This is a genomic window from Trinickia dabaoshanensis (assembly GCF_002879885.1).
Classification (GTDB): Bacteria; Pseudomonadota; Gammaproteobacteria; order Burkholderiales; family Burkholderiaceae; genus Trinickia; species Trinickia dabaoshanensis.
In genome coordinates this window covers 170680-192461 of record NZ_PNYA01000007.1, presented here as the reverse complement: position 1 = coordinate 192461, position 21782 = coordinate 170680, and the positions used below count along the sequence as shown (strand labels likewise).

At 63.8% G+C, this 21782-nt stretch carries 18 protein-coding genes; 12 read left to right on the top strand and 6 right to left on the bottom strand.

The features are described from left to right. The first annotated feature begins 52 nt into the window (after nt 1–52). Nucleotides 53–1720, top strand: a complete 1668-nt coding sequence (gene ettA, locus C0Z18_RS10095) for an energy-dependent translational throttle protein EttA (RefSeq protein ID WP_102645255.1) — start codon at nt 53–55, stop codon at nt 1718–1720. Between the two features lie 75 nt (nt 1721–1795). Here ettA and C0Z18_RS10090 read toward each other — a convergent pair whose 3' ends face one another. Genes C0Z18_RS10090 through C0Z18_RS10080 form a run of 3 tightly spaced genes read right to left on the bottom strand, consistent with a single transcriptional unit; the run spans nt 1796 to nt 4553 of the window. Beyond that, nucleotides 1796–2422, bottom strand: coding sequence for an HAD family hydrolase (locus C0Z18_RS10090; RefSeq protein ID WP_102645254.1), 627 nt, complete (start codon nt 2420–2422; stop codon nt 1796–1798). Between the two features lie 24 nt (nt 2423–2446). Beyond that, complete coding sequence (locus C0Z18_RS10085) at nt 2447–4282, bottom strand: aminopeptidase P family protein (protein ID WP_102645253.1); 1836 nt, start codon at nt 4280–4282, stop codon at nt 2447–2449. 16 nt (nt 4283–4298) lie between these two features. After that, on the bottom strand, nt 4299–4553 hold the full coding sequence (locus C0Z18_RS10080; protein ID WP_102645252.1) for a hypothetical protein: 255 nt from the start codon (nt 4551–4553) through the stop codon (nt 4299–4301). A 358-nt stretch (nt 4554–4911) separates the two neighbouring features. Between C0Z18_RS10080 and hemA the strand changes: the two genes are divergently transcribed. From hemA to C0Z18_RS10040, 8 genes are all read left to right on the top strand, one after another. Beyond that, nucleotides 4912–6207: a glutamyl-tRNA reductase gene (gene hemA, locus C0Z18_RS10075; protein ID WP_102645251.1), complete on the top strand. Its 1296-nt coding sequence runs from the start codon at nt 4912–4914 to the stop codon at nt 6205–6207. An 88-nt stretch (nt 6208–6295) separates the two neighbouring features. Then, nucleotides 6296–7378, top strand: a complete 1083-nt coding sequence (gene prfA / locus C0Z18_RS10070) for a peptide chain release factor 1 (RefSeq protein ID WP_102645307.1) — start codon at nt 6296–6298, stop codon at nt 7376–7378. A gap of 10 nt (nt 7379–7388) precedes the next feature. After that, nucleotides 7389–8264, top strand: coding sequence for a peptide chain release factor N(5)-glutamine methyltransferase (prmC, locus tag C0Z18_RS10065; RefSeq protein ID WP_102645250.1), 876 nt, complete (start codon nt 7389–7391; stop codon nt 8262–8264). Between the two features lie 165 nt (nt 8265–8429). Next, nucleotides 8430–10514, top strand: coding sequence for a hybrid sensor histidine kinase/response regulator (locus tag C0Z18_RS10060; protein ID WP_102645249.1), 2085 nt, complete (start codon nt 8430–8432; stop codon nt 10512–10514). Between the two features lie 73 nt (nt 10515–10587). Next, on the top strand, nt 10588–10899 hold the full coding sequence (gene grxD / locus C0Z18_RS10055) for a Grx4 family monothiol glutaredoxin (RefSeq protein ID WP_102645248.1): 312 nt from the start codon (nt 10588–10590) through the stop codon (nt 10897–10899). A gap of 64 nt (nt 10900–10963) precedes the next feature. Further along, the gene (locus C0Z18_RS10050) at nt 10964–11560 is read left to right on the top strand and encodes a UbiX family flavin prenyltransferase (RefSeq protein WP_102645247.1); all 597 of its coding nucleotides are present in this window, start codon (nt 10964–10966) and stop codon (nt 11558–11560) included. 148 nt (nt 11561–11708) lie between these two features. Further along, entirely contained in the window at nt 11709–12491 is a 783-nt protein-coding gene (locus C0Z18_RS10045; RefSeq protein WP_102645246.1) for a DODA-type extradiol aromatic ring-opening family dioxygenase, read from the top strand. An 826-nt stretch (nt 12492–13317) separates the two neighbouring features. Continuing rightward, nucleotides 13318–14004, top strand: coding sequence for a hypothetical protein (locus C0Z18_RS10040; RefSeq protein WP_146013979.1), 687 nt, complete (start codon nt 13318–13320; stop codon nt 14002–14004). 207 nt (nt 14005–14211) lie between these two features. Here the strand turns inward: C0Z18_RS10040 and C0Z18_RS10035 are convergent, their stop codons facing one another. Continuing rightward, complete coding sequence (locus tag C0Z18_RS10035) at nt 14212–15804, bottom strand: APC family permease (RefSeq protein ID WP_102645244.1); 1593 nt, start codon at nt 15802–15804, stop codon at nt 14212–14214. 440 nt (nt 15805–16244) lie between these two features. Between C0Z18_RS10035 and C0Z18_RS10030 the strand changes: the two genes are divergently transcribed. Beyond that, a complete protein-coding gene (locus tag C0Z18_RS10030) occupies nt 16245–16448 on the top strand; it encodes a cold-shock protein (protein WP_102645243.1) in 204 nt (67 codons plus the stop codon). Between the two features lie 138 nt (nt 16449–16586). On the opposite strand, the gene C0Z18_RS10025 is transcribed toward C0Z18_RS10030, so the two are convergent. Next, nucleotides 16587–17837, bottom strand: a complete 1251-nt coding sequence (locus C0Z18_RS10025) for an Hsp70 family protein (protein WP_102645306.1) — start codon at nt 17835–17837, stop codon at nt 16587–16589. 189 nt (nt 17838–18026) lie between these two features. Here C0Z18_RS10025 and C0Z18_RS10020 point away from each other — a divergent pair, with 189 nt between their 5' ends. Beyond that, on the top strand, nt 18027–19511 hold the full coding sequence (locus tag C0Z18_RS10020; protein WP_102645242.1) for an MFS transporter: 1485 nt from the start codon (nt 18027–18029) through the stop codon (nt 19509–19511). A 48-nt stretch (nt 19512–19559) separates the two neighbouring features. Here C0Z18_RS10020 and C0Z18_RS10015 read toward each other — a convergent pair whose 3' ends face one another. Next, nucleotides 19560–20855 (bottom strand): MFS transporter, encoded by a 1296-nt coding sequence (locus C0Z18_RS10015; protein ID WP_102645241.1) that lies wholly within the window; start codon nt 20853–20855, stop codon nt 19560–19562. A 246-nt stretch (nt 20856–21101) separates the two neighbouring features. Between C0Z18_RS10015 and C0Z18_RS10010 the strand changes: the two genes are divergently transcribed. Beyond that, a complete protein-coding gene (locus C0Z18_RS10010) occupies nt 21102–21764 on the top strand; it encodes a TetR/AcrR family transcriptional regulator (protein WP_102645240.1) in 663 nt (220 codons plus the stop codon). Nucleotides 21765–21782 lie beyond the last annotated feature (18 nt).

Sequence of the window (21782 nt, the reverse complement as noted above, 5' to 3'; positions counted from 1 at the left end):
GCATGCCGCCTCGTTACGCGAAGGCGGCGGCTCGTATCGTACATTCACGCACATGGCCCAATACGTCTTCACCATGAACCGGGTCGGCAAAATCGTGCCGCCCAAGCGTCAGATTCTGAAAGACATTTCACTGTCCTTCTTCCCCGGCGCGAAGATCGGCGTGCTCGGCCTGAACGGCTCGGGCAAGTCGACGCTCATTCGCATCATGGCCGGCGTCGACCGCGATATCGAAGGCGAAGCGACGCCGATGCCGAACCTGAACATCGGCTATTTGCCCCAAGAGCCGCAGCTCGATCCGGAAAAGACCGTGCGCGAGGCCGTCGAGGAAGGCCTCGGCGACGTGTTCCAAGCGCAAAAGAAGCTCGATGAGATCTATGCGGCCTATGCCGAGCCCGACGCCGACTTCGACGCGCTCGCCGCCGAACAAGCGAAGTACGAGGCGATTCTCGCAGCCAGCGACGGCGGCAGCCCCGAGCAGCAACTCGAAGTGGCCGCCGATGCGCTGCGCCTGCCCGCCTGGGACGCAAAGATCGGGCACCTGTCGGGCGGTGAAAAACGCCGCGTCGCCCTGTGCAAGCTGCTGCTCGAAAAACCCGACATGCTGTTGCTCGACGAGCCGACCAACCACCTCGACGCCGAATCGGTCGAGTGGCTCGAACAGTTCCTCACGCGCTTTCCGGGCACCGTCGTGGCCGTCACCCACGATCGCTACTTCCTCGATAACGCCGCCGAATGGATTCTCGAACTCGATCGCGGACACGGCATTCCCTGGAAGGGCAACTACAGCAGTTGGCTAGATCAGAAAGAAGATCGCCTGAAGCAAGAAGAAGCCGCCGAATCGGCGCGCCAGAAGGCGATCAAGAAGGAACTGGAATGGGTCCGCCAAAACCCGAAGGGACGCCAAGCGAAGTCGAAGGCGCGGATCGCCCGCTTCGAGGAACTGTCGAGCCAGGACTACCAAAAGCGCAACGAGACGCAGGAAATCTTCATTCCGGTCGGCGATCGTCTCGGCAACGAAGTCATCGAGTTCAAGAACGTCAGCAAGGCCTATGGCGATCGGCTGCTCCTCGATAACCTCAGCTTCAAGGTGCCGGCCGGCGCGATCGTCGGCATCATCGGCCCGAACGGGGCAGGTAAATCGACGCTGTTCCGTATGCTCACGGGCCGCGAGACGCCCGATTCGGGCACGATCGAGATGGGCCCGACGGTCAAACTCGCCTACGTCGATCAGAGCCGCGATGCGCTCGACGGCACGAAGACCGTCTTCGAGGAAATCTCGGGCGGCGCGGACGTGCTCACCGTCGGCAAGTACGAAACGCCGTCGCGCGCCTATATCGGCCGCTTCAACTTCAAGGGTGCAGATCAGCAAAAGAACGTCGGCAACTTGTCGGGCGGGGAACGCGGCCGCTTGCATCTGGCCAAGACGCTGATCGCCGGCGGTAACGTGCTGCTACTCGACGAGCCGTCGAACGATCTCGACGTCGAAACGCTGCGCGCGCTCGAAGATGCCTTGCTGGAGTTCGCGGGCTCGGTGATGGTCATCTCGCACGATCGCTGGTTCCTCGACCGTATCGCCACGCACATCCTGGCGTTCGAAGGCGATTCGCAAGCCGTGTTCTTCGACGGCAACTATCAGGAGTACGAAGCGGACAAGCGCAAGCGCCTCGGCGAAGAAGGCGCCAAGCCCAAGCGTCTGCGCTACAAGCCGATCACACGCTGATCGCTCGGCACCGGCGGCCCGCGCCGGTGCTCATCCAATGCCAGCGAATTCAGGGAATTCAGCGAATCCAGCGAATTAGCCGAAGGCGAAGCCCAGCTCGCGCAGCCTCGCCTCGGTCGCCGCGGCGCTCGTATGGTGAATCCCATGCCAGCCCGCGGCCGCCGCGGCATGCGCGTTCTTGAGGTTATCGTCGATAAAGACGATCTCGTTCGGCGCGACGCCGGGCACATGGCGGTCGATGCGGGAAAACGCTTCCGCGTAAATGCGCGGATCGGGCTTGACCAGCTTCACGCGTCCCGACACGACGACATCGCGGAACCGGCGCAAGACGTCGTAACGCTCCCATGCGTACGGGAACGTCTCGTCCGACCAATTCGTGAGTCCGAACAGCGGCACACCGGCCGCTTCGAGCTTATCGACGAGCGCGACGCTATCCGCGAACACGCCCACGATCATTTCCTGCCACCGGTCGTAAAACGCGCGAATGCGCTCGGCCTCGTGCGGGAAACGCTCGATGAGCATCTCGGTGCCCGACGCGATCGATTGCCCCTCGTCTTGCCGCATCACCCAATCCATCGTGCAAACTTCGGTGAGAAAGCGGCGGCGCTCGTCCACGTCGGGAATGAGCTTGCGATAAAGGTAATCGGGGTTCCAATCGATGAGCACCCCGCCGAAATCAAAAACGACGACCCTCGGTTTCATGCACACTCCTTTGTTGTTATCGCTTCAAATCGGCTGTGTGCGCGCGTCGAGCCACGCCTTGGCGTTCGCACCGACGAGCGGCGACACGCGCGCGCGCACCGTCTCGTGATACGCATTCAGCCACGCGCGCTCATCGTCGCGCAGTAGCGGCACCATCACGCAACGCGTATCGATCGGGCACAGCGTCAAGGTTTCGAAGGCGAGGAATGCACCGAACTCGGTCTCGCCGTCGGCGCGGCTCAGCACGAGGTTCTCGATCCGCACACCCCATCGACCCGGCCGGTACACACCCGGCTCGACGGATGTGATCATGCCCGCTTCCATCGCCGTATGCGGTTCGGGCTGCGCATAGTGGGCTATCACCTGCGGGCCTTCGTGCACGTTCAGGAAATAGCCGACGCCGTGGCCGGTGCCGTGCCCGTAGTCGAAGCCGGCCTCCCACACAGGCGCCCGTGCGATCGCATCGAGCATCGGGCTACGGATACCACGCGGAAAACGCGCCCGCGACAAAGCGATCATCCCCTTGAGCACGATCGTGAAATCGCGCCGCTGCGCCTCGGTGGTCGCACCGACCGGAACGACGCGCGTGATGTCGGTCGTACCCGTCACGTATTGACCGCCGGAATCGATGAGGAGCAATCCGTCTCCTTCGATCCTCGCGTGTTCCGCCGGGGTCGCGCGGTAGTGCGGCATCGCCCCGTTCGCGTTGAAGCCCGCGATCGTCGCGAAGCTCGGCGAAACGAAGCCCGGGCGGCGTGCGCGCTCAGCCGTCAGCCGCTCGTCGATCGTGAGCTCGGTGATCGTCTCGCGGCCCAGCGCACCTTCGAACCACGCGAAAAATTCGGCCAGCGCCGCGCCGTCCTGCTCCATGGTCCACCGCACGTGCTCGGCCTGAGCGCCGGTCTTGCGCGATTTCGCGAACGTCGATGGGTTCACGGCCTCCACGATTTTCACGGTGCCGGGTACGGCCTCGCGCGATCCGAAAGTCACGCGTCGCGGATCGATCAGCAACGTCGATCCCGCGGGCAGCGCCGCGAGTGCCGCGCGAGCGTGCTCGTAGGGCGCGATGCGAATGCCATCCCGGTCGAGCGCCGCGGCGATGTCGGCCGGTACCTTGCCCGCTCCGACGAACAGCGTCGCTTCGTCGAGACCGACGAGCATGTGCGCGACGAACACCGGATTGAAGTTGACGTCGGCACCGCGCAGGTTCGTGAGCCACGCCACGTCGTCGAGCGTCGAGATCCAATGCCATTGGGCCGCGCATTCGCGCATCGCCGCGCGCACGAGGGAGAGCTTTTCCGAGCGTCCCGCGCAAGCATGGGTCAGCGCATGCTCGTACACGGGGCTCGCCGGCAGCGCCGGGCGATCGGACCACACCGTATCGAGCAAGTCCCGATCGGTGACGAGTGCGATCGAGCGCGCCTCGAGCGCGTCTCGAAGCGTCCGGGCAGCGGCGAGGCCGAGCACGGCGCCATCCACGCCGACACGCTCGCCCGCGGTAAGCCGGTTCGCGAGCCATTCGACGTGCGCCTGCGTTTGCGCGCCGCCCGCCATCTTCACGAGTTCGATTCCGGTTCCGGCAAGCTCCGCCTGCGCTTGGACCCAATATCGGCTATCCGCCCAGACGCCGGCGAAATCGGCCGTGACGACGAGCGTGCCGGCGGAGCCGGTAAAACCCGACAACCACTGACGCGCTTGCCAGCGCTTGGGCAAGTACTCGGACAGATGCGGGTCGGAGGACGGTACGACATAAGCGGCTAGCCCTGCCGCCGCCATCGCCTCGCGCAATCGAGCCAGGCGGCCGGCGCTGGGGGTATGGGCCCCGCCCAGCGGGGCATCATGAGAGAGACGATCGTTCATCGAAGAAAACCTGAGTTCATCGGCGACACCCCAGCGCCACCGTCAAGGCGACGGCAACGAGCGCGAAGCCCGTGCAGACGGGCCACTGGAGCGTTTCGCCGTCATGGAAAAGACCCGACACGTCGCCCAGCATCTTCGCGGCCGCGGCCGCGACGACGCCCGCGACCCAAGCGGCGGGGAGGCCCGCGCGGCTCGACCTACGCAGCGGATGCAGCCACCATCCGGCCAGGCCGACGGCGAGTCCTAATACAACGATTCCAGCCCAGCCCATCAGCGCCGGTCCGCGCCGAGGGTCACATCGACGTCGGGCTTGAAACCTCGAAGAAAACCGCCAAATCGCATGGTGCGTCTCTTATTGTGTCTATTTAAGGAGATCCGAGGCGACAACGCTCGCCGGCTTTTGGGGCCATATGCGTCGCGCTCGCTCACGCCCGCCCAGCGGGCAAAGCGGCCGAGTCTAGAGGCGCCGGCGGCCCGGCGTGACCGGCGCGCACCGCCGCTTTCGGATCGGTTCGCGACTGCACGGCGGTTTGCGTTCGGTCAGCTAGCCTTAGGGCGGACCCGCTATAATAACCGGCTGAAATATCGGCGCCGCCACCGCCAAGGTAGGCGCACATGGCACCCCACGTATGCAACTGCTCACGATCGGAATCAATCACCACACAGCGCCTGTTGCACTGCGCGAGCGCGTGGCGTTTCCGCTCGAGCAATTGAAACCGGCGCTCGACGCCTTCCAGGGCCTGTGGCGCACGCGTTCGTCGCTTGCTTCCCCGGAAGCCGCGATCCTGTCCACGTGCAATCGCACCGAACTTTATTGCGCCACCGATGACCGGGCCGCGCGCGAAGCTGCGCTGCAATGGCTTTCGAGCTATCACGGCGTGTCGGTGGACGAGCTGGCGCCCCATGTCTACGCCCTGCCCCAATCCGAAGCCGTGCGTCACGCCTTTCGCGTCGCCTCCGGCCTCGACTCGATGGTGCTCGGCGAAACCCAGATCTTGGGGCAGATGAAAAACGCCGTGCGTTCGGCATCCGAAGCCGGCGCGCTCGGCACGTATCTGAATCAGCTTTTCCAACGCACGTTCGCGGTGGCAAAGGAAGTGCGCGGCAACACCGCCGTGGGCGCGCAATCGGTCTCGATGGCCGCGGCGGCCGTTCGGCTCGCCCAACGCATCTTCGACAAGGTCTCGAGCCAGCGCGTGCTGTTCATCGGCGCGGGCGAGATGATCGAGCTTTGCGCGACGCACTTCGCGGCGCAGAGCCCGCGCGAGCTCGTGGTCGCCAATCGCACGATGGAGCGCGGCGCCAAGCTCGCCGAGCGCCTGGGCGGTCATGCCATGCCGTTGGCCGACCTGCCCGCGCGGATGCACGAGTTCGACATCATCGTCTCGTGCACGGCATCGACGCTGCCGATCATCGGCCTGGGCGCCGTCGAGCGCGCGGTGAAGGCACGCCGTCGCCGTCCGATCTTCATGGTCGATTTGGCCGTGCCGCGTGACATCGAGCCCGAAGTGGCCGAACTGCAGGACGTTTTCCTTTACACGGTGGACGACCTCGGCGCGATCGTGCGCGAAGGCAATGCCTCGCGCCAGGCCGCCGTCGCACAGGCCGAAGCGATCATCGAAACGCGCGTGCAGGGCTTCATGCAATGGCTCGATGCGCGCAGCGTGGTGCCGGTCATCCGTCACATGCACACGCAAGCGGATGCGCTACGCCGCACCGAACTCGAGCGCGCGATGAAGATGCTCTCGCGCGGCGACGACCCCGCCGCCGTCCTCGAAGCGCTCTCGCAATCGCTGACGAACAAGCTCATCCACGGCCCGACGCACGCGCTGAACCGCGCCACGAGCGGCGAACGCGCCACGCTCGTGGAGTTGCTGGGCAGCTTCTACGGGCACGCAAAGCGCCCCGATTCATCCGAACATTAGCGGCGCTCCCCCCGCTCGCGCGGTGCGCGAATCGCGTGCCGCGCAATTCGCCATTTCCACATTCTTTCCGGGGAGCCTCGCTCCGCACATGAAAACGAGCATGCAACACAAGCTCGACCAGCTGACGACGCGGCTGGCCGAACTGAACGACCTCCTGAGCCGCGCCGACGTGACGGCCAAGCTCGACCAGTACCGCAAGCTCACGCGCGAGCACGCCGAAATCGGCCCGGTCGTCGAGCACTACTCGCTTTGGCGCCAGGCCCGCCTCGATGCGGCCACCGCGCAGGAGCTGCTCTCCGATGCCTCGATGCGCGAGTTCGCCGAAGAAGAAGTGCGCGCCGCTCGCGACAGAATGACGCAGCTCGAAGACGACCTGCGCAAAATGCTGCTGCCCAAAGACCCCAACGACGAGCGCAACATCTTCCTCGAAATCCGGGCAGGCACGGGCGGCGACGAATCGGCGCTATTCGCCGGCGATCTCTTGCGGATGTACCTGCGCTACGCCGAGCGGCAGCGCTGGCAGGTCGAGACGATGTCGGAGAGCGCCTCCGATCTCGGCGGCTACAAGGAAGTGATCGTGCGCATCGCGGGTCAAGGCGCGTATTCGCGGCTCAAGTTCGAATCGGGCGGACACCGTGTGCAACGCGTACCGGCCACCGAGACGCAGGGCCGGATTCATACGTCGGCGTGCACCGTGGCCGTCATGCCCGAGGCCGACGAGATCGGCGAAGTCGAAATCAACCCGGCCGACTTGCGGATCGATACGTTTCGCGCGTCCGGCGCCGGCGGCCAGCACATCAACAAGACCGATTCGGCCGTGCGTGTGACGCACTTGCCGACGGGTATCGTCGTCGAGTGCCAGGACGACCGCTCGCAGCACAAGAACAAAGACCGGGCGCTGAAGGTGCTCGCCGCGCGCATCAAGGACAAGCAATACCAAGAGCAGCACGCGAAGGAAGCGGCCACGCGCAAGAGCCTGGTCGGCTCGGGCGACCGCTCGGAACGAATCCGCACCTACAACTTCCCGCAAGGACGATTGACCGATCATCGGATCAATCTGACGCTCTACAAGCTCGACGCGATCATGGACGGCGACCTCGACGAGCTCATCGCCGCGCTCGTCAGCGAACACCAAGCCGAGTTGCTCGCCTCGCTCGGCGACGCGGACTGACGCACGCGCCATGACAGCCGGCCCCACGTCCGCGGCGCCCACCGTCACCGCGGTGTTGCGCGCCTGCCCGCTCGCGCCGCTGGAGGCGCGGGTACTGCTTGCGCATGCCCTCGGCTGGCGACGCACCGAACTGATCACGCGGGGCGGCGAATCGCTCGATCCGAACGCGCTCGCCGCGTTTCGGATGCTCGAGGCGAGGCGCGTGGCGGGTGAGCCGATCGCGCAGATCGTCGGCGTACGCGAGTTCTACGGTCTCGAATTCGACGTCACGCCCGACGTGCTGATCCCGCGCCCCGAGACCGAATTGCTCGTCGAGACGGCACTCGCGGCGATCGAATCGATCCCTCGGCCCCGCGTGCTCGACCTCGGCACCGGCAGCGGCGCGATCGCGGTGGCCATTGCATCGGCAAGGCCCGACGCACGCGTATGGGCCGTCGATCGCTCCGGGGCGGCGCTCGCCGTCGCGGCGCGCAACGCCGCGAAGCTGCTCGATCCGGGCCGCCCGGGCGGCCCCATCGCTTGGATGGCGGGCGACTGGTATGGCGCGCTGGACGGCGCGTCGCCGGCGTCGCCGGCACTTCAATTCGATATCATCGTCACCAATCCGCCTTATATCGCGTCGGGCGATCCGCACCTCGACGAAGGCGATCTGCGCTTCGAACCTCGTGGCGCTTTGACGGACGAATCAGACGGATTGACCGCCATTCGCAGCATCGTGCTCGGATCGGGCCCGTTTTTAGCTATAGGCGCATCCTTGTGGATCGAGCATGGCTACGATCAAGCCGCTTCAGTGCGTGCGTTGCTCATGGCCGCCGGCTTCGCGGACGTACGTTCGTTGCAAGATCTAGCCGGTATCGAACGCACAACGGGCGGACGACGCGTCTGAGCGGCCGGGCAGCGTCTCGATCTCGCGCCGTGCATTCCCAATCGTTCGATCGCACTCTAAGATGATTTGATGCATCGTCCACGCTGATATGATTTATCTTCGCTCGCGCGCGGGGGACAGACTTGCCGCGGCCGCGTTTCAACCGAACTTAAAGCGGAGCCCACGGTGAAGTGTCCCTTGCCGTATATCGGCGAACACACGATTGTTCGCGGTACCGAGCTTCACCCGGACGACCCGGCCGAGCTCACGCGCAACAAGCTCGCTCACGTCATCCTGAGCGAGATCTCCGCCTTCGTCGCCTTGCTGAGCCCTTCCGGGACGGTCCTCGATTGCAATAATCAAGGCTGTCGCGCGCTGCAGCTGCCGCAAACCGAAGTAATCGGCCGCCCGCTCGCCGACGTCTTCCCGCACGCGCCGGAGCTGCGCGAGGCTCGCGAGGCGCTGCGGCAAGCCGTTGCGCGCGCCGCGGCAGGCGAAACGGTCCGGCTCGATCTCCCCATGGCGGCCGCCGCATCCGGCGCATCGGCGTCGATTATCGACGCGACGCTGCGCCCCGTTCGCGACGACCAGGGTCACGTCGCCTTCGTGCTGATGGAAGCGCGCGAAGCGACGCAGCAACGGTCGAACGAAGCCGCGCTCGCGGCCAGCCGCGCGGAGGCGCATCGCGGCCATGAGGCGTCGGCTCGTCTGCAGGAGACCGAGCAGCGTTTTCGCCTGCTCGTGGATAGCGTCGTCGATTACGCAATCTTCATGCTCGACCGCGACGGCTACGTCACGAGTTGGAACTCGGGCGCACAACGAATCAAGGGCTATCAGGCCGATGAAATCATCGGCCAGCACTTCTCGCGTTTCTATACGGAAGAAGACCGGCGCGACGGTGTGCCGGGCAAGGTGCTCGCGCGCGCCGCAAGCACCGGAAAGTTCGAGGGCGAAGGCTGGCGCGTGCGCAAGGACGGCACGCATTTCTGGGCCAACGTGCTGCTCGATGCCATCGTCGGCCCCGACGGCGAGGTCATCGGCTTTGCCAAGGTCACGCGGGATCTGACCGAGAAACGCAACGTCGAAGCCCAGTTGCGGCAATCGCAGAAGATGGAAGCGATCGGCCAGCTCACGGGCGGCATCGCGCACGACTTCAATAATTTGCTGCAGGTGGTGATCGGTAGCCTCGAGGGGCTCCAGCGGCGCGTCGGCAGCCTCGGGCAGACCGGCCAAGGCGCGGACATGACGCGCTTCGTCGAGAATGCGCTGCGCGGCGCCGACCGTGCCGCCAATCTGACGCGGCGCTTGCTGGCGTTTTCGCGGCGCCAAACGCTCGACGCGAAGCCGACCGATATCACCAAACTCGTTGCCGGTATGTCCGATTTGCTTCGACGCACGCTCGGCGAAGCCATCTCGATCGAAGCGGTCAACGCGGCCGAGCTTTGGCGCGTATCGGTCGACGCCAATCAGCTCGAAAGCGCGCTGCTCAATCTCGCCGTCAATGCGCGCGATGCGATGCCGGGCGGCGGCAAGCTCACCATCGAAACGGCCAACTGCATGCTCGACGAGTCGTATGTCACGCGCTTCGACGGGCTCGACGCGGGGCCGTACGTCATGATCGCGGTGAGCGACACGGGCACGGGCATGTCCAAGGAGGTGCTCGAGCGCGCCATGGAGCCGTTCTTCACCACGAAGGAAGTGGGCCACGGCACCGGGCTCGGGCTCAGTCAGGTCTACGGTTTCGTCAAGCAATCGGGCGGACACGTGCGGATCTACAGCGAACTTACGCAAGGCACGACGGTCAAGCTGTTCCTACCGCGGCTCGCGGGCGATGCCGCCGTGGACGAACGGCCCGACCACCGGCCCGTGCCCGCCAGTCGCGTGGGCGAAACGATCTTGGTCGTCGAAGACGACGAAAACGTGCGGACCGCGACGAGCGAGATGCTGCGCGAACTGGGCTACCGCGTCTTGGCGGCGGCCGATGGACCGAGCGCCTTGCACCTCGTCGGCGAGCGGCCCGAGATTCGGCTACTCTTTACGGACGTCGGGCTTCCGGGCGGCATGAACGGACGACAGCTCGCCGACGCGGTCCGAACGAAACGCCCCGAGTTGCCCGTCTTGTTTACGACGGGCTACGCACGCAACGCGATCGTGCACCACGGCCGGCTCGATGCCGGGATTCATCTGCTGTCGAAACCGTTCACCTATGCAGAACTCGCGGACAAACTGAGCAGAATGCTCGCCGACGCGCCGAGTGCGCCGCGGCACTAGGCCCGTCGGCTCGCGAAGCTGAAATCCGCTATCATTGCCCCCTAACTTTTCCCCGTGCAAGCCAAGGTCAGTCATGGATACGCAACAACGCATCAAGCAAATCGTCGACGAAAACGCGGTCGTCCTTTTCATGAAGGGCAACGCACAATTTCCGATGTGCGGCTTCTCGGGCCGCGCAGTGCAAATCCTGAAGGCGTGCGGCGTCGATCAGTTCAAGACGGTCAACGTGCTCGAGGACGACGAAGTCCGCCAAGGCATCAAGGAGTTCTCGAACTGGCCGACCATCCCGCAACTGTACGTGAAGGGCGAATTCGTCGGCGGCTCGGACATCATGATGGAGATGTATCAGTCAGGCGAGCTGCAGCAGTTGTTCGCCGCGGCTTGAAGCCACCGCTCGCCTCGGCCGGCCGGCCGAGCGCGGGCCGCGCCGCTTTCTTCTCGCTTCAGCCATGTCTCGCTCCAGTGCCGCGCCGCGCCGGTTGATCGTCGCGATCACGGGCGCCACGGGCGCCATCTATGGCGTGCGCCTGCTCGACGCGATGCGCCGCATCGAAGGCCTGGAGACGCACCTCGTCGTCTCCAGTGCCGGCTGGCTCAATCTTCAGCACGAACTCGGAATGACGAAGGACGACGTCCATTCGCTCGCGGATGTCGCGCATAGCGTGCGTGACGTCGGCGCGAGTATCGCGTCGGGCTCGTTCGCCACCGACGGCATGATCGTCGCGCCCTGTTCGATGAAGACCTTGGCGAGCATCGCTCATGGCCTGTCGGACAACCTCATCGCGCGTGCCGCGGACGTCACGCTCAAGGAGCGCCGGCGCCTCGTGTTGCTCGCGCGCGAGACGCCGTTGAACCTCGCGCACCTGCGCAACATGACGGCCGTGACCGAGATGGGCGGGGTCATCTTTCCCCCGCTGCCCGCGTTCTACAACCGGCCCGCGTCGATCGAGGAGATGGTCGACGACACCGTGGCGCGCGTGCTCGATATGTTCGCTCTGGGCCCGGCGCTCGCCGCCGCGTGGGCCGGCCTGCGCGGCGAGGCATAAACCGCCGCCGGGCGCGCTGCGCCGCTCACTCGCTACTCCTGTGACACGATCCGTTTCTCGAAAGCGGGTTTCTCGCCATGGCGCGGCGGCATATAGTCGCTGGGTACCCACCATTCGATCGCCGGACGCGCTCGCGCGCCGCTATGCCATGTCACGACTGCCTTCTCTCTTCTTATCCCACGGCGCGCCCACGCTGCCGATCGACCCTTCGATGCCGTCGAGCGAATTCGCGGCGCTCGGCGCTCGATTGCCGCGTCCGCGTGCGATCTTGGTGCTGTCCGCGCATTGGGGCACGAACGTTCCCGTGGCGAGCACGGCCGAGGCGCCCGAAACGATCCACGATTTTTACGGCTTTCCACGCGCGTTGTACGAATTGCACTATCGCGCGCCGGGTGCGCCCGATGTAGCCCGTCAGGCCGCTGCGCTGCTCGATGCCGCGAACATCGCGGCGCAAACGCAACCGCGCGGGCTCGATCACGGCGCTTGGGTGCCGCTGCTCCTGATGTATCCGCAGGCCGACGTTCCGGTTGCGCAACTATCGATTCAGCCGCACCGCGATCCGGCGCATCACTATGCACTGGGACGCGCGCTGAGGCCCTTGGCCGATGACGGTGTGTTGATCGTCGGCTCCGGTCAGATTACGCATAACCTGCGGGCGGCGGATTTCGGCGCGAAACCGGGCGACGGCGATCCGCGCGTCGCCGAGTTCACCGATTGGTTCGAGGCACGCCTTGCGCAGCGTGATATCGAGGCGCTGCTCGACTACCGCGCGCAAGCGCCTCACGCCGCTTTCATGCATCCGACCGACGAACACTTGCTGCCGATATTTGCCTCGATCGGCGCGGCCAGCGACGACTATGCGCTCGAGATTCAGTCGCTCGGGACCTACCAGCGGGCGTTGGCGATGACGAATTACGTGTTTGCCGGTTGAACGCCTGGGTATCTACGGGACGAAGCGTGAAACCAGACGCCGACTGCCGGCGCATCCAAGCCCCATCGACATGACTGGGTCCTATTTTTCGGCCCGTGATTAGAACGACGAGCGCTCAGCGCTAACTTAGAGGCTCCGTCAAACGGAGCCTACCAGTGACCATTCGACAGATAGTACCGGCTCGATGGGTTTCACTCGAGCCACTTGAAGCGCCAATCAATACCCGAACGCATAAACGAGCGAAAATAGCGGTTTTCTGCACCTGCTTTCTTTTTTTATCTGAGGCGCAAGCCTTAGGTGCCTTTAGTCGAGCGTGCAGATTCGATCAAATTCCGAGCGGCCTTCAGGCGATCGCCGCGACGTTCTTTACATTGCTCGGCGCACCGTCGTGGGTTCGCGATCTCCCGAATCACAATCAAAAGGATAGATACTGGATATTGGAATCAATTACCACTGATTATACAAATGTACAATATTATCTCGGAGCGCGTCACACGGTGTATCAGTGGCATCAAGGGAATTACGCCGGGTGGCTCTCTAAACTGACTCGAGACTCGGGCCTAGTTAGAGACGAATTCGATGCATCAGTCCTCACAGACGACAAATTCAAGATTTTCACGAAAAATAGAGGACTGCTTTTTAGCGCTCGCGCCGGCTCAAAAGAAATCGTCGAACGCACTGACGATATCGCCGGAGCCAATCCTTCATTCAACCGATGGCGGGTTGTCGGCCAACACTATTACTACGACCCTCGGGCTCGCAGAAACATCGTACTGAGCAACTCGGTGGCCGAAGATTGCAATCTTAGCGAAGGATGGCCTCGACCATGAGACTCGTCGCTTTACTCCCCATACTCGTATCTGTCGTCGGATGCAATTCGGGCGATCAGCGTAGTGTGCAAGACCGTGCTCTAAACGAAATGGCGGCCCAGATGGACGCGGCAAGCTCACTCGTAGTCGTTGAACCCATTAAATCGCCGGCCCAGCGCGCTTTGTTTGAAATGAATCTGATCAAACAAAATGCGACATACCTGACCTTATCTGCGTCACCCGACGAACTCAACCTGCTGCGAGAGATAGAGTCTCTCATCCCCACAGCCTCCAACGATCAGTCTTTGGGATCGGCGGAATTGCGAAGGATCATAGAGCGAACATCGCAGTTCAAATCGATGGGAGCGTCGGTTGTAGGTTTGTTGCCCGACGCGGGTAGACGCGAATCGGCACTTTTCAGACTGCCGACAGGCAAGCTCGGCATGTTGGCCGTGTGGGATTACAAAGCCGATGAAGGCAAGATGTATGCAATGCAAGAAGCGCTAACGTTCGACGTTGCGAACAGGCCCGCCTCGCTATCGCTATCGGAGAATCCGGCCGACCTTAGGCGCCTTTGGACCGCTGCGTGGAACACTGACACCGAATACTACACGCTGTATCTCGAGGACACGAAGGGTAGGAACGGGGGAAACGATTGGAACCCCGAAACGATCCGCGCCTTCGCGCAAAGGCTGACGCAGTAGCGGCTGGACGGTGTGCCGATTGGGCGTCTCAACGGCGCCCTTCGTAACCGCATGGATCCCGACGGCCTCCGCGCGCATCTAGCAGGCGACGCACTCGGCCGCGGGCGACCGAGCAAAGCAAAGCCCCGCCTGACTCACCGTCGGACGGGGCTTTGTACTCATTGATTGCGTCTCACCCGCGAGCAAGCTCGCGGGTGCTGCGATGCCTTAAACGCCGACGCCTTCGAGAATGTCTTCCTCGGACTCGCGCTCGTCGAGATAGTGCGTACGGTAGCCCGTGTTCACGCCCCAGGCGTAGAAGCCGAGCGAGATCACCGCGACGACGAGCATGTCCCAACCGTAAGGCAGGTAGCCCATGCCGCCGAATTGCTTACTGCCGATGACCGAGAGCACCGCCATCGTGGGCAGATACGCGACGAGCCACCAGGCCGCCTTCAAATCGGCGCCCCAACCGCTGAACCCCGACTTGCCTTGGTAATAGAAGTAGACCGGCAACGCGACGACCATCAGCAAGATGATTTCGCCCGTAAGCGGCCACTTCGCCCAATACAGGACGAGCGAAGCGCACACGAACGCGAACGGTGCGATCAGGTTCATGAGCGGAAGCTTCAGCGGACGCTCGATGTCGGTCGCCGTGCGGCGCAGCGCCATCAAGCTGATCGGGCCCGTCAGGTACGAGATCACGGTGGCGACCGAGATCACGGCGGCCAGCGAGCTCCAGCCGCGGAAGAAGAACATGAACACGAACGAGACGGCGAGGTTGAACCACATCGCGTTACGCGGCACGCCGTAGAACGGGTGCACGTTGCCGAACATCTTGGGCAGCGTGTTGTTGCGCTCCATCGCGTAGATCATGCGCGTCGTCGTTGCCATGTAGGTCGTGCCGGTGCCGCTCGGGCTCACGAACGCATCGACGTACAGCATGATCGCCAGCCAGTTGAGATTCAGCGCGAGCGCGAGTTCCGCGAACGGCGAAGCGAAGTTGAAGTGGCTCCAACCCTTGGCGACGTCGGCCGGATTGACCGCGCCGATATAGGCAATCTGCAACAGCACGTAAATCACGAGCGCGAGCAGAATCGAACCGATGACGGCGAACGGCACGCTCTTCGAAGGGTTACGCGCTTCGCCCGCCAAGTTCACCGGGCTTTGAAAACCGTTGAAGCTGAAGACGATGCCGCTCGTGGCCACGGCCGTGAACACCGCCGACCAGCCATACGGCGCGAACGAGCTCGACGTGCCGAAGTTCTCGCTATGAAAACCGGAAAGCAGCAAGCCGAGGATCGTGAGGCCGGGGATGATGAACTTGAACACGGTGATCGCAGTGTTCGCGCGCGCGAACACTTTCACGCCCCAGTAGTTGAGCATGAAGTAGACGATCACGAGCAGCGCCGACAAGAATAAGCCCGGCGGCGTGAGCGATCCGTTCAGGAACAAATTGTGCGCCCAATCGTAGGGCCAGGTGCTCATGTACTGAATCGACGCTTCGGCCTCGATCGGAATCACCGAGACGATGGCGATCCAATTCGCCCATGCGCTGATGAAGCCCACGAGTGCACCGTGCGAGTAGCGCGCATAGCGCACCATGCCGCCCGATTCGGGGAACATGGCGCCGAGTTCGGCGTAAGTGAGCGCGATCGCGAGGATCACCACCGCACCGATGATCCATGCGCACAAAGCCGCCGGGCCTGCGATCTTTGCCGCCTTCCACGCACCGAACAACCAGCCTGACCCGATGATCGAGCCCAAGCCGGTCAGCATCAGCGCAAATGGCCCGATGTTCCGTTGAATAGAACTTTTCACAACCTCTCCTTGGGGGATATACGAACGGCGCGCGGATAGGGGACACGCGCTGATTCTGCAAGAAACGTGCAACCGATGGGGCCGTGCGGCGAGGGGGAACCGCAACCTGGCGCAACCGCGTCGCGCGGCGCGTAGTTTACCGGTTGCAATCACTTAATTGGTGCAAAATGATCCGGCACCAGCAAAAAAACATCATGGAATGAAAGGTTTGTAAGCACAAAAGACCGGTAGGCAGACGAATACCCCTGCTGCGGCGCGAAATTTTATTGACCTAGGCGCCATTTCGCCGTATAAAGATCAAGCAGGATTTCAAGTGGCGAGTGTTGATTGGTCTTTCGTAGGTCGCCCCCATCAGGTACTCCGGTTGTCCTATTACCCTTCCTTGATTTTCGTGCGCTCCCAGGCTTCGGCCTTTTTTACCCAATTTAGGAATACGTAATATGGAAACCGGTACCGTCAAGTGGTTCAACGACGCTAAGGGCTTTGGCTTCATCACCCCGGACGGCGGCGGCGAAGACCTCTTCGCGCACTTCTCGGAAATCCGCGTCGACGGCTTCAAGACGCTCCAAGAAAACCAAAAAGTGTCGTTCGAAGTGAAGACGGGCCCCAAGGGCAAGCAAGCTGCGAACATCAAGCCGCTGTAAAGCGCTTGACCGCTCTTAGGCGCTCAGCCGCTTAAGAGCCGTGACATGCCGCGATGCGCTTGGCGCGTCGCGAACAAAAAACCCCGCCAATCGCGGGGTTTTTGCTTTGTGTCGAATCGACGGTACGCGTTAGGCGAGTTAGGCAAAAATGCGCTGCGCGTGAATGCCGAGCCCCGCCGCCACGCTCGCGAGCCGATCGCCGAACACGGCTTTGGCGTCGGGAAACGCCGCGCATAGCGCGTTCGTCAAAAAATGCAGGCCCGTGGTGCCGCCCGTGAAGTAAAGCGCGTCCACGTCGCCGAGCGATACCCCTGCGGCTTTCGCCGTTTCCCGCGCCGCCTGGGCGATGCGATGCACTTCTTCCGTTCCCGCTTCGATTAGCTGAGCCTCGTCGAATGCGATCCTCAAGTCGGCCTCGAGATCGTCCAGATCGATCGACGTTTCGCCGCCCGCCGCCACGCCGATCTTCGCCTCTTCGGCACGCGCCGCGAGCGAATGCCCGAGGCGGCGCTCCACGACGCGCATCAGCCGCTCGTGATGCCGCACGTCGCGATACAAATGCCGCATCAAGGCGAGCTCGCCCACACGCTTGCCCGAATAGATCGTATTGATGAGGTGCCAGGTGGCGAGATCGAAGTAGACGCGGTTCGGCACTTCCCGGCCTTCCGGGTCGAGCGATCGGTAGCCGAGCTCGGGCAGAATGGTCTCGAGCTCGACGCGCCGGTCGAAGTCGGTCCCCGCCACGTGCACGCCGTGATGCGCGAGGACATCGTCCTTTCGATCGATCCGGCCCATCCGCTGCGGCCCCACGCGTACGAGCGAAAAGTCGGAAGTACCACCGCCGATGTCGGCCACGAGCACGAGCGCTTCGTCTTTCAAGCGCGATTCGTAATCGAACGCGGCGGCGATCGGCTCGTACTGAAAGTGAATCTCTTTCAAACCGGCCGAACGCGCAGCGGTTTCGAGTTGATCCTGGGCCAATCGATCGGCGCGCGGATCGTCGTCGACGAAGAATACCGGGCGCCCCAGTACGGCTCGCTCGATTGACACGCCGGCGCACGCTTCGGCCTGCCGCTTCAAGAATGCGACGAAGATAGCAATGATCTCGGTGTACTTGATGGCGCTGCCGTCGCCGAGATCGGTCATCGTATCGGCCAGCGACGAACCGAGGATGCTCTTGAGCGAGCGCATCAGGCGGCCGTCGAAGCCGTCGATGTACTCCGCCAGCGCGGCGCGGCCGTACGAGCGGCTATGCTCGTCGGTATTGAAAAAGACGGCTGTGGGCAACGTCGTATGCGCGCCCTCGACGGGCGCGAGCATCATCGTCTCGCCGCGCGGCAAAGCCACGGCGGAGTTGGACGTACCGAAGTCGATCGCACAATAGGGCATCGCTTGCATCGCAACTCGCTTTATGCGAACAGAAGGGAGCGCTTTTTAACACGAACTGTGCATGCGAGCAATCCGTGCGCCACTCGATCGAACGCATTTCCCTCGGGCACGCGTTGTGCGACCCACGCCGGCGGCACCTCGCCGCCTATGCGGCCGGGCCGTCACCGCATCCATCAGGAGAATGCTCCCATGAGCCTGGAGACCGCGGCGCCTATTCCCGCCCCTATCCCCGCCTCGCGCGCCCACGTGTTCGAAACCGACCTACCCTCGCGGCTCGACCGCCTGCCGTGGGGACGCTTTCATACCTTAATCGTCGTCGCGCTCGGCGTCACCTGGCTGCTCGATGGACTCGAGGTGACGTTGGCCGGCGCCGTGGCGGGAGCACTCAAAGCGAGCCCGGTGTTGCATATGAGCGATGCCGACATCGGCCTGGCCGGTAGCAGTTACATCGCCGGCGCCGTACTCGGCGCCCTCGGCTTCGGCTGGCTCACCGACCGCCTCGGCCGGCGCAAGCTGTTCTTCGCGACGCTGGGCCTGTATCTCGTCGCCACCGCCGCCACGGCCATGTCGTGGGATTTCGCGAGCTTCGCGGCGTTGCGCTTTCTGACGGGCGCCGGAATCGGCGGCGAGTATGCGGCGATCAATTCGACGATTCAAGAATTTACGCCCGCACGCGTGCGCGGCTGGACCGACCTCGGGATCAACGGCACGTTCTGGGTGGGCGCGGCGCTCGGGGCCGGCGGCTCGCTGGTGCTGCTCGATCCGCGGCTGCTGCCGGGTGACTGGGGCTGGCGCGCCTGCTTTTTCATCGGCGCCGCGCTCGCACTCGTGATCGTTTTCATGCGCGTGTGGATACCCGAAAGCCCCCGCTGGCTGCTCACGCACAATCAGCCGGAACAAGCTAAAAACGTCGTCGAACAAATCGAAGCGCGCTTTCGCCGCCTCGGCCGCCGGCCCCTCTCCGATGAATTGCGTATTCTGCGGTTCGCCCGGCGCGATAGCACGCCGTTCGCCGAAGTATTCGAAGCGCTCTTCGTCACGCACCGGCGGCGCTCGCTCGTCGGCCTCGCGCTCATGACGGCGCAAGCATTCTTCTATAACGCCATTTTCTTCACCTACGCACTCGTGCTCACCGATTTCTACGGTGTCCCCGGCGGCGAGGTAGGCTGGTATCTGCTGCCGTTCGCCCTCGGCAATTTTCTCGGCCCGATCGTGCTGGGCCATGCGTTCGACGCCATCGGCCGGCGCGTCATGATCGCCTTCACCTATGCGTTATCGGGCCTGCTGCTAATCGGCAGCGGATATCTCTTCGCGCGCGGTTTGCTGACCGTTCGAGCGCAGACCATCGCGTGGATGGTGATCTTCTTTTTCGCGTCGGCGGCGGCAAGTTCCGCCTACCTCACGGTGAGCGAATCGTTCCCGCTGGAGATCCGCGCGCTCGCCATCGCCGTGTTCTATGCGTTCGGCACGGCGCTCGGCGGTATCGCCGGCCCCGCCTTTTTCGGCCGGCTCATCGACACGCACCAGCGCGGTGCCGTCTTCGAAGGCTATTTGGTGGGATCGGCCTTGATGCTGGGCGCCGCCGTCATTGCCGCCCTCTGGGGTGTCGACGCGGAGCGAAAACCGCTCGAGCACGTCGCGACGCCGCTATCGGCGCTACGCGACGCACCCTGAGCGCGATGCCCTAGCGCAAGCAAGCCGCCGCCCGTTGCGCCGAGGCAGTCAAGCCGCCGTCGCCGCGGCCGTGGCCGGGCGCGCCGCGCCGCTGCGATGGATGCGCAGCACGAGGATCGAGGCGATCAGACAGAGCCCGCCCGAGATCATCGAGGCCACCGTGTAGGTGCCGAGGCTCGAACGCAGCAAACCCGCGCCATACGCGGCGAATGCCGCCCCGAGTTGATGCCCCGCCACCACCCAGCCGAATACGACCGGCGCCGAATCCTTGCCGAACGCATCGGTGGTGAGGCGCACCGTCGGCGGCACGGTGGCGATCCAATCGAGCCCGTAGAACATGGCGAATATCGGCAACCCGAAAAAGTCGATGCCGAACGCGTGCGGAAGATAAATCAAAGAAAGTCCGCGCAATCCGTAATACCAAAACAGCAACACGCGGCTATTGAAGCGATCCGAGAGCCAACCGGAGAGCGTCGTGCCGAACAAATCGAAGATGCCCATGGCGGCGAGCAGCGAAGCGCCCTGCACTTCGCTCAGCCCATAATCGCCGCACATCGCGATCAAGTGCGTGCCGATATAGCCGTTCGTGCTTGCGCCGCAGATGAAAAAGCTGAAAAAGAGCAGCCAGAAATCGCGCGACTTGCTGGCGGATGCGAGCGTACCGAACGCGATCGCGAGCGGGTTTTGCGCCGACTGGCCGTCCACGCGCGGCGCATCGTGCGGCTCGCCGTAAGGACGCAAACCGACGCTCGACGGACGTTCGGGCAGCAAGAACGCGACGAGCGGCAACACGAGCGCGGCAACGATCGCCACGATCATCACCACCGGCCGCCAGCCGTGATGCTCGGCCACCGCCGCGAGCATCGGCAAGAATACGAGTTGCCCCGTGGCGGAGCTGGCCGTCAGCACGCCCATCACCAACCCGCGGCGCTCCACGAACCAGCGGTTGACCACGGTGGCCGAGAGCGTCAGCGCCGCGACGCCCGTCGCACCGCCGACCATAACGCCCCAAATCAGGATCATCTGCCAGGGCGCCGTCATCATCGACGATAGGCCTACGCCGCCCGCCATCACCACTAGCGCGGTCATCAGCGTCGGCCGCACGCCGAAACGCTGCATCGATGCGGCGGCGAACGGACCGGTGAGTCCGTACAGTGCGATGTTCACCGAAATGGCGAGCGATATCGTAGCGCGGCTCCAGCCGAATTGATGCTCGAGCGGCACCATCATCACGCTCGGTGTCGCGCGGGTGCCCGCGGCGGCCAGCAGCACGAGGAAGACGACGGCCGCCACCACCCAGCCGTAATGCGCGCGCCCGTTCATTCTTGTTGCAATCCAGTTCATCGGGACTCCCGTCGATGCGCCCGGCACCCCTGTCGGCCGGCATTGCGCATGGGTTAGCTTGCTGCTTTCGAAGCGCCCGCCTCCTTCCGGCCGGGCCATTCGATCGCTTTGTTACAGACCTGTCACAACTGCGAGTTGCCATCGTAGTTACCGATCGGTAACATGTCAAGCAGGTCAATTCGTAGTGATGCACGATCGAGCGGCTCGCGCGACAATCGCGGTCGCTCCAAATCCGGATGGTTCTCAATGAAAGACACACACGCCGAGGTTTCCCGCCCGCGCGCGTCGGTGGCCAAAACGGCTGCCGGCCGCACTCGGCCCCATACCGACGGCGCCACGGCGCAGCAACTGCTGCTGCGTGCGGCCAGCGAGCTCTTCTATCAGGAAGGGGTGCGCGCGGTGGGCGTCGATGCCGTCGTCGAGCGCGCCGGCGTCAACAAGATGAGCCTGTACCGGCAGTTCGCGTCGAAAGACGAACTCGTCGCGGCCTATCTGGAACAAGCGGACGAGTGCTTTTTCGGGCATTTCGACAAAAGCATCGGCATGCATCCGGGCCAGCCGGTGCGGCAAATCGCCCAGTACTTCGAGGACCTGACGTGGCGCGCGTCGCGCGAAGGTTATCGCGGTTGTCCGTTCGTGAACGTCGCCGCCGAATTCGCCGACCCGAGTCACCCCGCACGGGAAATCGTCGCGCGTAACAAGGCCCGTTTGATCGAACGGCTCACCGAACTGACGACGGCCGCGGGCGCCGACGATCCCGCCGAGCTCGCCGATGCGCTCGCGCTGTTGATCGAAGGCGTCTACACGGCAAGTCAAACGTTCGGCCCCGGATGCGGGCCGATCGCCGTGGCGCCGCGCGTGGCTGCCCAACTCGTCGCCGCGGCATGCGCGGGGCGCGCCGGCGCGTAAAATGCCGCCTCTCGCGCC

Bases quoted from the DNA above. Each gene is read 5' to 3' on its own strand.
- C0Z18_RS10090 (WP_102645254.1), bottom strand. From the start codon at position 2,422: ATGAAACCGAGGGTCGTCGTTTTTGATTTCGGCGGGGTGCTCATCGAT.
- C0Z18_RS10025 (WP_102645306.1), bottom strand. From the start codon at position 17,837: ATGCCCTATTGTGCGATCGACTTCGGTACGTCCAACTCCGCCGTGGCT.
- prmC (WP_102645250.1), top strand. From the start codon at position 7,389: ATGACAGCCGGCCCCACGTCCGCGGCGCCCACCGTCACCGCGGTGTTG.
- C0Z18_RS10020 (WP_102645242.1), top strand. From the start codon at position 18,027: ATGAGCCTGGAGACCGCGGCGCCTATTCCCGCCCCTATCCCCGCCTCG.
- C0Z18_RS10085 (WP_102645253.1), bottom strand. From the start codon at position 4,282: ATGAACGATCGTCTCTCTCATGATGCCCCGCTGGGCGGGGCCCATACC.
- C0Z18_RS10045 (WP_102645246.1), top strand. From the start codon at position 11,709: ATGTCACGACTGCCTTCTCTCTTCTTATCCCACGGCGCGCCCACGCTG.
- C0Z18_RS10080 (WP_102645252.1), bottom strand. From the start codon at position 4,553: ATGGGCTGGGCTGGAATCGTTGTATTAGGACTCGCCGTCGGCCTGGCC.
- C0Z18_RS10010 (WP_102645240.1), top strand. From the start codon at position 21,102: ATGAAAGACACACACGCCGAGGTTTCCCGCCCGCGCGCGTCGGTGGCC.
- hemA (WP_102645251.1), top strand. From the start codon at position 4,912: ATGCAACTGCTCACGATCGGAATCAATCACCACACAGCGCCTGTTGCA.
- C0Z18_RS10040 (WP_146013979.1), top strand. From the start codon at position 13,318: ATGAGACTCGTCGCTTTACTCCCCATACTCGTATCTGTCGTCGGATGC.
- ettA (WP_102645255.1), top strand. From the start codon at position 53: ATGGCCCAATACGTCTTCACCATGAACCGGGTCGGCAAAATCGTGCCG.
- grxD (WP_102645248.1), top strand. From the start codon at position 10,588: ATGGATACGCAACAACGCATCAAGCAAATCGTCGACGAAAACGCGGTC.
- prfA (WP_102645307.1), top strand. From the start codon at position 6,296: ATGAAAACGAGCATGCAACACAAGCTCGACCAGCTGACGACGCGGCTG.
- C0Z18_RS10030 (WP_102645243.1), top strand. From the start codon at position 16,245: ATGGAAACCGGTACCGTCAAGTGGTTCAACGACGCTAAGGGCTTTGGC.
- C0Z18_RS10015 (WP_102645241.1), bottom strand. From the start codon at position 20,855: ATGAACTGGATTGCAACAAGAATGAACGGGCGCGCGCATTACGGCTGG.
- C0Z18_RS10050 (WP_102645247.1), top strand. From the start codon at position 10,964: ATGTCTCGCTCCAGTGCCGCGCCGCGCCGGTTGATCGTCGCGATCACG.